This is a genomic window from Pseudoalteromonas luteoviolacea NCIMB 1942, from assembly GCF_001625595.1.
Lineage (GTDB): Bacteria > Pseudomonadota > Gammaproteobacteria > Enterobacterales > Alteromonadaceae > Pseudoalteromonas > Pseudoalteromonas luteoviolacea_A.
On sequence record NZ_AUXT01000200.1, the window covers coordinates 15,689 to 28,804 of the forward strand.

Below are 13,116 nucleotides of genomic sequence, written 5' to 3' on the forward strand. Positions count from 1 at the left end.
CCACCAGGTATGATGCCTGAGTTACCCTTTGTATCTGGTGAGGAAGACAGTGGAACCGTTTCCGATAAAAATGGTAGCGCCCTCAAAAAGGGGCAAAGAGTAGCTTATTTAGGCCCAATTGGTTCTTCGATGTATGCCCAATACACTGTTGTTGATGCAGACAAGCTAATCGTTTTGGACGATGAGGCAAACTTGCTAGAAGCCGATGCAATGCCCGTTACTTATTTTGCGGCATACCATATACATGCATAATGTTGTGCGTTCGGAACAAGGTAAGGTTGCATTAGTGTATGCATCGACAGGTGGCGTGGGCACGGTAGGTAAAGGGGTCGATTATATTTTAATCCTGTAGCTGGGCATATTATAAAGCAGGATTTAGAAGCGCTTGCGACGTTAGGGCACATTAGTTGTTTTTGGGTTTTTAGCGGGTGTAGGTAAAGCCAATTTGCAGGCTGAAGTGATTAATCACTTTAGTAAGGCGCTCACTATTTCATATTCAGAAATATATGCCACCTACTTTAATAATTTCACCTTTGGTGAAGACCTCATTATTAGAGCGGGTGTTGGAACTATTAAAAGAAGGGAAGTTAGCACCTGTTTATTCAACTATGCCTCTACTCGACGTAACCAAGTGGCATGGCCTAATTCAAAGCGGCTAAATCTTCGGGAAAATGTTACTTATTCCAACACAGAGTGAATAGGTTATGTCATGAAAATGCGATTATCTCGTCTTTACTATGCTGGGTCGCGCTTTCCATTCGAATACTCGAAATGTAATGAAGCAAGCCATCTGGTGTTTAGCTGCTATATTTAGTTTTAATTACTCAGTAATTTACAGCAGGGAAGTGTATGGAAGGCAGCATCCCCTTTCTAGTTACCGACAAGGCATTACTCATTAAGTCAATAAGTCCAGCTGCTGTTGAACTGTTAGGTTGCAAAGACGTATTAGGGTTGTCTATTCAGGCACTCCTTAATCTTGAATTAGATAAAGTAGACAGTGCCATTGGCTGCTACAAAAATCACTATTTTAAACTCTACAAATATAGTACGGCGAACGGCTATTCTTTTGTGCTGCAAAAAAGTAACACTGTTTTTGATGAAGGGAGCTTTTTAGCGGATGCCATCAACAGTGCCAATATTGGCTTGTGGCGATACAACTTAGAATCAAAGTATGTATACCTTTCTGATATTACAAAGCAATTTTTGGGGATAGCAAAGGGAGTACAAGTTACCTGGCGTCAACTTTTATGCTTGGTACACAAGGATGACCGCGCGTTATTTCCGCTTTTCTTTGAAAATCATGCCCAATTTAGTGTGCCCTTGCAATTTGAGTTTAGGCTCAAAAGTGCAGGTCAAAAACGTTGGTTTGCGCTTAAGGGTAGCCTTGCGAAACACGGCGCGTTGCAATGGATAAATGGAACATTACAAGATTGCACAATTGAAAAAAATACGGTTATCGCGCTCAATGATGCCGATGAAAGTAAGCAATTAGCAATCGAAGCAGGAAAAATAGGCACCTGGCGTGCCACTAAGTCCGGCAATTTGTGGCACTGGAAATGGGATATGCTGGCCAACACCATATTCAAATTAGAACCTAAAGACATTGGTGATTTAAATAAATGGGTTGAGCTATTGCACCCCGAAGATAGGCCCAAAGTGTTAGCTGCATTGGATGAAAGCTTAAAGACAGGTGTCGAGTTTAAGCAGCATTATCGGAGTATTTTGAAAAATGGCGATGTGATCTATGTTTTTGCTCAGGGGCGGGTTGGTAAAAACTATAAAGGAGAGCATTGCAGAATAGACGGTGTGTGTATTGATCAAACCGAAATTCACAAAGCGCAGCAAGCCTTGAAAGAGCTCAATACAGAGCTTGAAACTCGCGTTAATGATCGCACCGCAGAGCTGCATAAGACACTGCAAAAAGCAGAGCGCGCAAACAAAATTAAGTCAGAGTTTTTGTCGATGATTAGCCATGAATTGCGTACTCCGCTCAATGGCATTATTGGTGCGTTGGATTTGTTAACCCACTGCTCGCTTGCAAATGAGTCAAAGGGCCTTGTTTATACGGCATCGACATCAGCAAACCACCTGATCACTATTTTGAATGATTTACTAGATTTGAACAAAATTGAAGCTGGCAAACTAGAGTTGGAAACTGTGGTGTTTGATTTGCCGATACTGCTGTCAGATGTGGTTTGCACATTCAGTGCTTCGGCAAGAGAAAAGGGAATAAGTTTATATGTTTATGAGGATCTTAAACTACTACAACCTCTTAAAGGTGACGAAAACCGGTTTAGACAAATTTTGCTCAATATACTTGGCAATGCCATTAAATTCACAAATACCGAAGGTTTAGAGCAAAAAAGAATTACACTCAATGCACAATTCAAGCAGCTTAATATATATCAAGGGGAGATTACGATTCGTATCGCTGATACTGGCGTAGGTATGAGCAAAGAGACCATCAATAAGCTATTTACCCCTTTCACACAAGCTGAAAAATCTACGACTAGAAAGTTTGGTGGTACAGGGTTGGGCCTTTCAATCTGTGGCAAGCTAATTGACCTTTTGGGTGGTCAAATAATTGTTGAAAGCGCGCTGCACAAGGGCAGTGCTTTTACTATCAAAGCGCCATTTTGGTTAGATACCAGTGAACGTGATGAACCTGCAAAAGTACCACTAACCTGTTATATAATTGGCCAGCTTTCATTCGATAATGCACATTTACTCACGCTTGCCCAATCTCTTTATGACGTAACATTGATTGAACTTGAAAGCGGTGGAGAAGTTAGTATTGAGTCCGCAGCCTCCCAGCATTTGGTGTTGTCATGTGAAATAGAGACAGTGCAATTTTGGTTACCTCAACTTGAACTTCTTCGCAATCTAATTGTTTATACCGACTCCTCATTACATAGTCAGTTTAACTTGTCTTTTGCTCAATTAGCCATTTATCCAAACCAGCCAATGACCGCACACCAGCTAGGTTTGCAAATCCAAGCTCAACAGCAAGAGCAATTGAGTATGGATGACTTTGCATTTGAAGCTGAACCTCAAGAGCAATCTGTTGAAAAAGATATTTGCATCCATGACATTCTTTTAGTTGAAGACAACCCGTTTAATCAAAATTTGATAAAGAATCAGCTAGAAAAGTTGGGGTTTCATTGTGATGTGGCTAGTAATGGCGCTGAAGGCTTTAATTATTGGCATAGTCATCATTACAAACTGATTTTAACTGATTGCCATATGCCCGAAGTTGATGGCTATGAAATGACCAAACAAATTCGCACAGAAGAAGCCAAAAGTGAGCAAACCCCTGTACCTATCATTGCTGTTACTGGCGCAGTAATGCAAGGAGAGAAAGATATATGCACGTCCATTGGTATGAATGACTTTTTATGTAAACCGGTGAGACTGACAGACATAAAGCTGATTATGGAGCGTTGGTATGAGCACTCAGCCTGATGAACTAAAGACGCTAAATCGTAACACTATTATTGACTTGGTAGGTGATGAACCGGACAAAATTCGAAAATTTCATGCTGAGTTTTTGGCGCAGGCAGCAACCGTGCTAAAAACCATTGTTCAGTCTTTTAATATCAATGATTTCGGAGAGTTAAAGAGTCAGGCCCATTTCCTTAAAACGTCTGCAAGGGCTGTGGGCGCAGAGCGCAGTGCCTACTTTTTAGAGACAATCGAGCGCTACAGCCTGACAAAAAATAAGTCTGCAATAAAACAAATCATCATCAAATTAAATGGGGAGTTTATTGCAATTAAAAAGGAGCTAACCAATGGTGAGCATTAACCGAATTGCAAAACGCCATCCTGCAGTTTTAGTGTTAACTCACAGAGAGGATGACGTTCAAGGAGTAACGCAACTTATCTCTGAGCAAACAAACGACTTTAGGTGTTTGTTAGTGAGAAAAACAGCACTGGATGACATTGAACAATTAGCACCCAAAGTGATTTTGTTCGCTTTATCAGATGTGAAAAAAAGTATCTGTCTTTACAATATGTTGATAAAGGAAAAGCGCTTGGTCAAAAACCATTACAGCGTTTTACTATGTAGCAATAAAGAGTCGGGGTTGGCGTTTAAATGTTGTTTGAAAAACCTCTTTGACAGTTATTTTGTTTACCAGCCTCTATATGAAAAATTTCGTTTACAGCTCATTGTCTATGAAGGGCTAAAGCAATTCACTGACTCTGATAGTTATATAGAATCGTTAGATAGCATTGTACAAAATCAAAATGAAGAGCTTAACTCTTTGATTGAAATGGGGCTTAGTTATAAAGCTTCCGTTGTTGAAGAGATCAGTAAAAGTCGCGACGAGGTCAATACAATAAACCAAGAGATCCTCGAAAAACTGCCCGACAGTATGCATAAGGAGCTCTTTTCAGAATTGAATGAGTCCCATATTCAACCGCTCTTAAGTGCCTTAGAAGAGTCTTTATCAAGCAAGTTATTAGGGTTAGTTGATGGGTTAAAACAATCTCAAGATTTAAATAGTTTATTAATGAAGCAGCTCCAGCAACCCATCAAAGAAAAGCAGGTTTCTGAATTACAAAGTGCGGTGTCGAGTGATGGGTTTTTGGATACCTCGACAAATCAACAATCAATTTTGCTAGTCGAAGACAACCATATTTATCGCGAAATGATAAGTGATGTATTGACGAATGTAGGGTATGAAATTGAGCAAGTAGATGATGGTTTGGCAGCGATTAAAAAGATTAAACTCACTCAATATGATCTTATTGTCATGGACTTATTTCTGCCAAACCTTGATGGCTTAAATACGACAAAACACATCAGAAATGTAGGGAAAAATATTAAGACGCCGGTTGTCGCCTTAACGGGAAATAAAAACAAGCAGCTAGTGAAAAAGTGGGCAGAGCATGGCCTTGATGGGTATATTTTGAAACCTTCAACAAAGCAAGAAATCCTCGCTGTTGTAAACAAGGCAATTGGCAATTAAGCAATATTCGTCGAAGTTAAAATAAGGGGAAGAGATATTGCTGTAGCGCTGCCTGTATTATGCCGTGGGCCTCTACGTGTTGCTGATGGTTTGATTTTAACTCATTGATATAAATTTATTTAATTTTTTCTTTTCAGGAGGGTAATATCACTAATACGTTATTGATACACTAGGACTGAAATTACACTGCGGGTTAGTTTAGTTTTACGTAATTATTCTGTTCAAAGTGTACAATATAGTTACTACACGTAGGAGATGTATAAAAATAATAAAATTTATCTCGGAGGTTGCCAAGTCACACAAAACACGAATATGACGCCTTATAAAGTCGTTTATTCTTCTTAAAAGTCAAAAAATCGCTATATTTACTTGAGTGATGAACAAGGTCCGCAGCGATTGAAAGTCATCGACGTAACGAGAGCCGATGGCTACCCAGAGATTTCTCCAAATGCAAAGCACATCGCTTTTTATGGTAAGTACGATAATTTTAAAACTTGGTCGATTCACGTTGTTGATATAAATAGGTCTAACTTAAAGCGACTCACTGACACAAAAAATGTGTGGGACAGTGCTCCGCCTTGGTTAGCAGATGGAGAAATAATTTTGTTTACGCGAGAGTACAAAAATGATCAGGGTGAGTGGCAAGGAGAACTCTGGACAATGAAGCGGGACTGTAGTGAGCAAATACGACATCAAGCGCTGCATGGGGGGCTAGTTTTATTAGCAATACTAAAATTTTGTTTCATACAAGCATCAGGCCAAGAAAAATTGCGGTTGCAAACTTAGATGGCAGCGACCTAGTTATGTTGATCAATGACAGCACAGATAACTTAGCCCCAAGCCTGTCTCCCGACGGCACTCAAATTGTGTACTTGTCTAACCGTGATGGTAATCAGGAAGTCTACACCATGGACATTGATGGAAATAACCACAATCGCATGACATTTAATACGGCCTGGGATGGCGATTCTACTTGGTCAGCCGACGGTAAGCACCTTTTCTTTGTTTCAGATAATAGGCGTGTTTTTTTGATGTATTTAAAATGGAGCGAGATGGCAGCTCTAAGCAAATAATACTCGATAACGGCACTCAAATCAGCAGTTTCAGTAACTTAGACCGGCAAACCCTTGAAAAACTCATTCAAGCTAATCGATAAAAATAATGGTGTTTATTTAAGCCGCATTAAGCACAAACTATTTTGGCAACTAGCGAGAAGATTATACTGTTGACAGGGAGAGGCTGATTTCTGCCAACAGTAACTTTAAAGTGGTTAAGGGTTTGCTCTTTCATCCTACTCGGTTGAGTCGTTAAGATAGCGGGGCGTCTATATAAGAGGTTTCTCATGCTGAACATTGTTGTATTAAGTATTATCTGCACTGTTGGTAGTGTTTATTTTTGCTAGCAGCGATTGTTGTGCTTCTTTAGCCTGTATGCTGCGCTCAAATACTTCCCATGGCTCAGGTGCACGATGTTTCGGTTGATTATCTTTAGCGATATTTTTGTTTGCAGAAAACATTAAATTCGCCACTTTGCTAAATGAGAACAGCCGCTTTAAAACATCAAACCAAAAAGGGGAACCCAGCCCAATAAGCATGCCTGTGATAAGGGTGGTTACTATCCAAATTAGCCAACCTAAACCAAACTGCCCGACCCCCATAAAGATTGAGTCTCTAAATGCAATGATATATGCGCCTAGATCAAATGGTTTTGCTTGATTGTTTATAAAGGGCTGCTTTGGCCATCCATAAGGGACTCTTAAGCTGTTTATTTCCGCTAATACTGATTGAAAGTTTGCTATATTAGTTGTGTTCGGCTGCTCATTTACTATTGATACTGCTTTTTGTACGAACGCTTCACTAACGCCATTGCGATACTGAAGTGAATCAACAATAGTAATGAGGTTGATATTCATAGCAAAAGCCAAGAAAATGGACACCCAAATGTTCATCCTTCTGGCGTGTTGTCGGTAGTATTCGCTATATCGCTCCCCAAACTCTTCAAATCTATATGCAATATCGTCAAAAAAATACTGCGCATCTTTTTCAATATTATTGTAGATCCGGTAGCCGATATCTGTTTGTGCGAGGCTGCGCATAAAGTCCAAAGTACTGATTTGTTCTTTGCTATCTTTTTTATCAATATCCCGTACAAATTTATCGGCAGCTCCTTGTTCTTCATTTTTTGCGTATGGTTTGAGCTCTTCTTCATAAAATGTATGCAGCATGTCATTTAACTTCCGACTGCGAGTATTTAATCGGCGATTTATTAATTCCACTAGCATGGAACTCAGCGAGGAGAACAAAAACATAGTGAGTGATACCGCCACAATGACTGAAAATATTTCCATATTCGATTTCTTTTTGGAGGAGTTATAGTGGTTACTTTATAGATTACGTTAGTTTGACCGTTTCACAACTGGAAGCCTTTATTATTTAAAACAAGCACACCATCTATTTTGTTAGGTTAACGGACACTTCAATTGTGTGCTTTGACTTTATTCACTCGTGCTACTGTGAGCTTGGCTGATGTGAATTAATGGTCAGGATAGCCCATACATCCATAGCTGGGTAAGTTGCTTTACGTTGGGTAAAGTACTATTTACGACAGTAATGCTTTCAGAAGAAAAGACTTGTGAAGCAACATGTCTCCCTGCGTTTTGAGCTGCTGTGGCTTTTGCTATCCGTTGCTGATAAAAAGCGTTAAGAGCTTGGTCTAGCGAAGCATAATTGGTTAAAACAGTCACCAAATGCCAAGCATCTTCTAATGCCTGACATGCACCTTGACCTGATGTTGGTAAAGAAGCATGAGCGGCGTCCCCAATTAACAATATGTTTTCCTGATGCCAATAGGGGAGTGGGTCAAGGTCATACAAATAAATGGGTTTAATCTTTTCAGCTTTTTGTTTCTTAATCATATTTTTAATGTCCGGTGGCCAATCTTCGAAACGATGTTCTAGCTCATGACCCCAGTCACGGGATGACTGTTTACAGGCTAACGATTCTCGCCACGCCGCAGCCCAGTAGCACCAACCAGAATGCACTGGCACTATGCCAAAACGCTGGCCATTACCGCGGTACTCTTTAATGAATGGAGTAAGCTGACAATCTAATTGGCTAATTCCGACAATATTAATAAAGCCTTGATATTGAGGTTGGGGGCGTTCATCAAACAATAATTGCCGAGTTGTAGAGTACATCCTGCCATCCGCACCTACTATTAAGTCAAATTGTGATTTCATTTGCTGTAATAATAGCGGGTTTACTGAATGTTGAAATTTTATGCTAACGCCTAATTTCAATGCTTTTTGATAAAATATCTGCATCAGTTCTTTGCGCAAAATAGCGATGCTGGGATAGCCACATTCTTGATTTAATAGCTCTATATTCATCATCGACTGTGTATTGCCATACTTATCAATGCTGTGTAAAGAAAGTGGCATACCACTTACGCGTTTAACATCTTCTAGTAAACCCATTTGGCTTATCACAAACATCGCATTTGGCCATAAAGTGATCCCAGCCCCTAAGTTGGATATTGCACTATTTTTTTCGTATACGGTGACATTATGGCCTTGCTCGGTTGCTAAAATTGCGAGTGCTAGCCCCGCAATACCAGCACCAACAATGGCGATTTTATCTTTCATACTTGGTCCTCTTTTGATTGTTGGTCAAATTATTACAAACACCAAAAATGGGATAAATATGCTATTTTGGGTTTTATAATCCCACATTGTGAGATAGTTTGAGTGCTTGAAGACATAGAAATAAAATGGTTAGTGAGCTTTAAAGCGATATTTGCAAACAACAGCATTAAGTTAGCTGCTGAAAAGCTACATTTACCTACCTCCAACGTAAGTCGACACCTAGCGCAATTAGAAGCCCAGTTAAATGTGCGCCTAATAGAGCGTACGACACGAAGAATGCACCCAACCATTGCGGGTACTTTGCTGTTTGAATCTTTAACGCCAAATTTAATAGCAATTGAGGAAGCGCTGGAAGTTGCCAAACTTGGTGGTGAGACAGTGGCAGGTCATTTGAGAGTAATCACGCCTGATTTACCTTTTATGGCTGATATTATTGCCGAATTTGCCGCAAACCACCCACAGCTTCAATTGAGCTGTGATACGCAGCTAAACCCTAAAGAAGGGCTATTGGATGGTTTTGATGTTGTGATGACTTTTAACCGAGGGCAACTGGAAGACTCAGGGTGGATCGCAAAGGAAGTTATTCGCTGGCCAAGCTGCGTCGTTGCGGCGCCTCAGTTACTCAATGAGAATGAAGAGATTAATACGCTTGAGGCGCTAGGTAAGCAGCCTTGTATCACAACACATTCTGTTATGCAGGGTCTACCTTGGCGATTTAAAAGTAATACTACGCTAAACGTGCATTCACGATTTAGAGTGAACAGTGGTCATATGGCTAAATCAGCCGCTTTGAGGGGGATTGGTTTTGCTTTACTTCCGTTGCATGCCTGTCAGGCTGAGCTTGAATCTGGAAAACTGATTAAAGTGAGCATAAACGATGAGCCCGAAGACTTGGTTTTAAACGCGTTTTACTCAGGTACAAAGCATTTACCTATAAAAGTAAAGCGCTTTATTGAACACATGCAGCACGCCATTAAAAAGTTAGAGTGAGTGTATACACACTCACTGTTATTCGGGGCTAAAAGGCGTTAAAAAACGCCAATTGTGTAGGGTGTTTTAAAGCTTTTGGTCTGATCTGTTGTACTTTGGTTATGATTTGGGACTTGTCATAACCAAGCTGTTTCATGAATAGGCCGATGACTAACCCAGTTCGACCTGAACCTCCTTTGCAATGTACGGCAATTGTGCCTTTTTGCTCCAATATCGACATAATCGAAGCGACATTGGTTTGGTAAGCGTTTGTAAAGTCGGCATTAGGTGCATCATCGTCTGGTAGAGGTAACTGAAACCATTGCACACCCAATTTTTCGCAGGCAGCAGGCAGCCTTTCTGCGTTGTTTTTTTGCATCTCGGTGTCGAACATCAATGTGACTAATGCTTGTGCACCCGCTTCTTTCAAGTGATTCACTGAAGCTTCCAGAGCGATTTCCTTTGTGCCTGGGCAGGGCGTAAAGATAAACGTTGTCCCATCATCCAGCGTTAATTTGTCAAAAGGGTGAGTTTGCATATAGATCTCTCAATCAAAAAATTAGGGGTTAAACCAATGCTTAGTTTTGTTCACGATAGCAACCAGCGATAACATGACAGGCACTTCTACTAATACACCTACCACAGTTGCCAGTGCTGCACCTGAGTGCAAACCAAACAAAGAAATTGCGACTGCGACTGCTAATTCAAAAAAATTCGAAGTGCCTATCAAACAAGCAGGAGCAGCAATATTATGTTTTAGCTTTAGTTTGAGTGCAGCAAAATAAGCAATCAAGAAAATGCCGTAAGTTTGCAAAATTAAAGGGATTGCAATAAGGACGATATTTAGTGGCTGTGAAATAATCGTATTGGCTTGAAAACCGAACAGTAAAACAACTGTTGCAAGTAAACCAATGACAGAAAAGGGTTTGAGTTTGGCTAATAATTCATTGATCGCTTCTTCATGTTTGCCTGAGCTATTTAGTCTTTTCCGGGTGTAAATACCTGCGACAAGCGGTAGCAGCACGTAAAGAACGACAGAGATAAATAGTGTATTCCACGGTACTTGGATGTCTGATACGCCTAGAAGCAAACCCGTAATGGGGGCGAAAGCAAATATCATGATCACGTCATTCACGGATACTTGCACCAAGGTATAGTTTGCATCACCTTTAGTTAATTGGGACCATACGAATACCATGGCTGTACAGGGGGCTACACCCAATAAAATCATACCCGCGATATATTCTTGAGCTGTTTCCACGGATACATAACTGGCAAAGATCCATTCAAAAAATAACCAACCAAGCGCGGCCATGGTAAATGGCTTTACCAGCCAGTTAATTACTACGGTAAGTATCAAGCCGTGAGGGTTTTTACCCACTTCTTTAATTGTTGAAAAGTCAATTTGCACCATCATTGGGTAGATCATCACCCATATAAACAGCGCGACTACCAAATTTACCTTTGCCACAGTTAACGAGGCGACCAGCTCAAACAAAGGTGGGTATCGCGACCCAGACAGATAAATATCGTTCAAATATGCCCATTAAAAGACTCTTAACTGCACAAATTAGAAAAACGGGTCGGGCGGTCACCCATTGCTGTAAGCCGAGCCAGTTCTTGCTCTATGAAGTGGGGCTCATTGATGACAGTTGATGTAATGGTGTGTTTCATCCATTCAGGCAATGTGTGATTAAGAGAGTAGAACACCCATTGGTGATACTTTCTGTCGGACAAAATACCCGTTTTTCTTAATTGGGCCAAATGACGAGATACCTTAGGTTGGCTAGGCTCGTTTAAAGCGGTCATCAGCTCACAAACACACGCCTCTTTCTCGACAGCAATGATGAGCAGGGCTTTTAGTCGAGTTTCATCTGCTAATGCTTTGTAAAATGCCGTTGGTGTTACTGAGGCAGACATCGCTGCTGGTTTTTGTGATGATTGCTCAATTAACAGGGTTTGAATTTTTTCATTGATTTCTTGTAAGGTTTTTTCGAAGGGGTTGTCACACTGACGAGATTTAGGTTCGTTGATATCCCATGCTAGGCAGTTTAGACCATTGACACGACCTTCACATTCTTTAGACGCGCTATGGCATAAAGTGATCACGTAATCAAAATGCATGTTAGCAAATTCGTCTATGTGCTTCGACTTCACCCCTTCAGCACTGAGCCCAAAGTGTTCAATAGCAGCTAGGGTACGAGAGTCCACACCGCTAGGCTCTGCACCCGCACTATACACTTCGTATTTCCCTTTACCATGGTGCTTTAAAAGCACCTCAGCCATGAGAGATCTCGCTGAATTTTCTGTACACAAAAACAAAACTTTCACATCAACGCCTCTATCAAAAGTTAGTACATAACAAATTTATTATATACTAACTTTGTTATGTACTGCTCGCAAGTAGTTTTTGGCATTATGTGTTTTGGTGTACCGACTAGTAAAACAGTTTGCATATTAATATCTTTATACATAACAGCATCGTTTTTATAAGTTATTCATAGCTTAGTTCTTAAGCCACACAGAGGGACTCATTCCCTATACAAAATCGGCTAGTTTTAGAGCCCTTGTTGACTTGTTGCCGTTGGCATGTTGTCGCTAGAGTCCTAAATATTTGCTTTAGTTTTCGTTGGGGGCTTTATAAATCAAAGCTGTCCAGTAAGTTATCTAACCACCAGTATGCTGACTTGTTCGCATTAAACGTCGAGATGGCACATTCAAACATCCGGCTGGCCCCATGGCAGATAAATCGCTTTATGAACACCAGCAATAGACTCAACCAAATTAGGGACTTTGCTATAGCGACGGCTTTATCTCATGCCAGTCACTATTCAAAAGTAATCGACGTAATAGCCAGTACCTTGGCGCGACAGAACTGACCAAAAGTGCAAAATATCAAATCCATGCGATGTTAGCTGACAAGGGGCATAAGTTATTAAAGCGGGATAAGAAGCTCGGTTATAAGGAGCCCTGGCTCCTAGCTGCTTGTTTCTTCTCTTCCAAAAAGATACAACTTTCTCGAAAAAGTGCTCAAGCTATATGGCATGAGAATGCAGATAGAGGCAGGGTTTCGAGACCAAAAGTGAGTGGTTTCATGGGCATGTGTTGGATTGCGATACTTCAAAAAACAGTCTTTTAAACTGTGACGGCGAGACTACTGGGATGGGCTAATCTATTTCAAGCGGGTAGTAACGCAATTCAACTGGAAAAGTATGGATGTAAGTGATGTAATTGAAATTTAATGATTATTTTTGGGGATCCCTTAGCAAATTTGGTTAAGGTGCATCTGAACCTGAGGGATCCCCACAAAACTAGTAGCATGCTTGTGGGTCTGCCATTAGTATTTTCAATTTAGCTAAACCCTCTAACCTGTCTGATTTCGTCAGTTTTAAGCGCCTGTCTTTAAATGCCCGTATGCCGATAAATTGGCACGATAATACATTCCGAGACTTGACTGAATTGGCTTGATATTGATATTGCAATCCAAAAGCCACTGAGAAAACGCTCCGATTAAGTAGCAACACTTTGAAGCGC

Annotated in this window: 11 protein-coding genes and 2 pseudogenes; 7 read left to right on the top strand and 6 right to left on the bottom strand. The window is 40.6% G+C overall.

From position 1 onward, the window contains the following. Positions 1-9: 9 nt before the first annotated feature. The 6 genes from N482_RS19980 to N482_RS20005 all read left to right on the top strand — a co-directional run bounded on the left by N482_RS19980 (position 10) and on the right by N482_RS20005 (position 6,043). On the top strand, positions 10-252 hold the full coding sequence (locus N482_RS19980) for a hypothetical protein (protein ID WP_063378738.1): 243 nt from the start codon (positions 10-12) through the stop codon (positions 250-252). A 597-nt stretch (positions 253-849) separates the two neighbouring features. Continuing rightward, complete coding sequence (locus N482_RS19985) at positions 850-3,462, top strand: PAS domain-containing hybrid sensor histidine kinase/response regulator (protein ID WP_063378739.1); 2,613 nt, start codon at positions 850-852, stop codon at positions 3,460-3,462. After that, positions 3,446-3,802, top strand: a complete 357-nt coding sequence (locus N482_RS19990) for an Hpt domain-containing protein (RefSeq protein ID WP_063378740.1) — start codon at positions 3,446-3,448, stop codon at positions 3,800-3,802. The genes N482_RS19985 and N482_RS19990 overlap by 17 nt, the downstream gene beginning before the upstream one ends. Further along, a complete protein-coding gene (locus N482_RS19995) occupies positions 3,789-4,970 on the top strand; it encodes a response regulator (protein WP_063378741.1) in 1,182 nt (393 codons plus the stop codon). The genes N482_RS19990 and N482_RS19995 overlap by 14 nt, the downstream gene beginning before the upstream one ends. 369 nt (positions 4,971-5,339) lie before the next feature. Then, positions 5,340-5,756 (top strand): TolB family protein, encoded by a 417-nt coding sequence (locus N482_RS20000; RefSeq protein WP_063378742.1) that lies wholly within the window; start codon positions 5,340-5,342, stop codon positions 5,754-5,756. A 17-nt stretch (positions 5,757-5,773) separates the two neighbouring features. After that, positions 5,774-6,043 (top strand): TolB family protein, encoded by a 270-nt coding sequence (locus tag N482_RS20005; protein WP_063378743.1) that lies wholly within the window; start codon positions 5,774-5,776, stop codon positions 6,041-6,043. A 287-nt stretch (positions 6,044-6,330) separates the two neighbouring features. Here N482_RS20005 and N482_RS20010 read toward each other — a convergent pair whose 3' ends face one another. Beyond that, on the bottom strand, positions 6,331-7,317 hold the full coding sequence (locus N482_RS20010) for a hypothetical protein (protein ID WP_063378744.1): 987 nt from the start codon (positions 7,315-7,317) through the stop codon (positions 6,331-6,333). A gap of 192 nt (positions 7,318-7,509) precedes the next feature. Then, positions 7,510-8,613: an FAD-dependent oxidoreductase gene (locus N482_RS20015; RefSeq protein ID WP_063378745.1), complete on the bottom strand. Its 1,104-nt coding sequence runs from the start codon at positions 8,611-8,613 to the stop codon at positions 7,510-7,512. A 102-nt stretch (positions 8,614-8,715) separates the two neighbouring features. Here N482_RS20015 and N482_RS20020 point away from each other — a divergent pair, with 102 nt between their 5' ends. Then, a complete protein-coding gene (locus N482_RS20020; RefSeq protein WP_196765362.1) occupies positions 8,716-9,603 on the top strand; it encodes a LysR family transcriptional regulator in 888 nt (295 codons plus the stop codon). Between the two features lie 28 nt (positions 9,604-9,631). Here the strand turns inward: N482_RS20020 and N482_RS20025 are convergent, their stop codons facing one another. From N482_RS20025 to N482_RS25765, 4 genes and pseudogenes are all read right to left on the bottom strand, one after another. After that, positions 9,632-10,120 (bottom strand): dual specificity protein phosphatase family protein, encoded by a 489-nt coding sequence (locus N482_RS20025; protein ID WP_063378746.1) that lies wholly within the window; start codon positions 10,118-10,120, stop codon positions 9,632-9,634. Positions 10,121-10,141: 21 nt separating this feature from the next. Then, positions 10,142-11,129, bottom strand: a pseudogene (gene arsB / locus N482_RS20030) (ACR3 family arsenite efflux transporter). 10 nt (positions 11,130-11,139) lie between these two features. Next, on the bottom strand, positions 11,140-11,913 hold the full coding sequence (locus N482_RS20035) for a metalloregulator ArsR/SmtB family transcription factor (RefSeq protein ID WP_063378747.1): 774 nt from the start codon (positions 11,911-11,913) through the stop codon (positions 11,140-11,142). 980 nt (positions 11,914-12,893) lie between these two features. Beyond that, a pseudogene (locus N482_RS25765) lies at positions 12,894-13,116 on the bottom strand (IS4 family transposase); the annotation flags it as partial.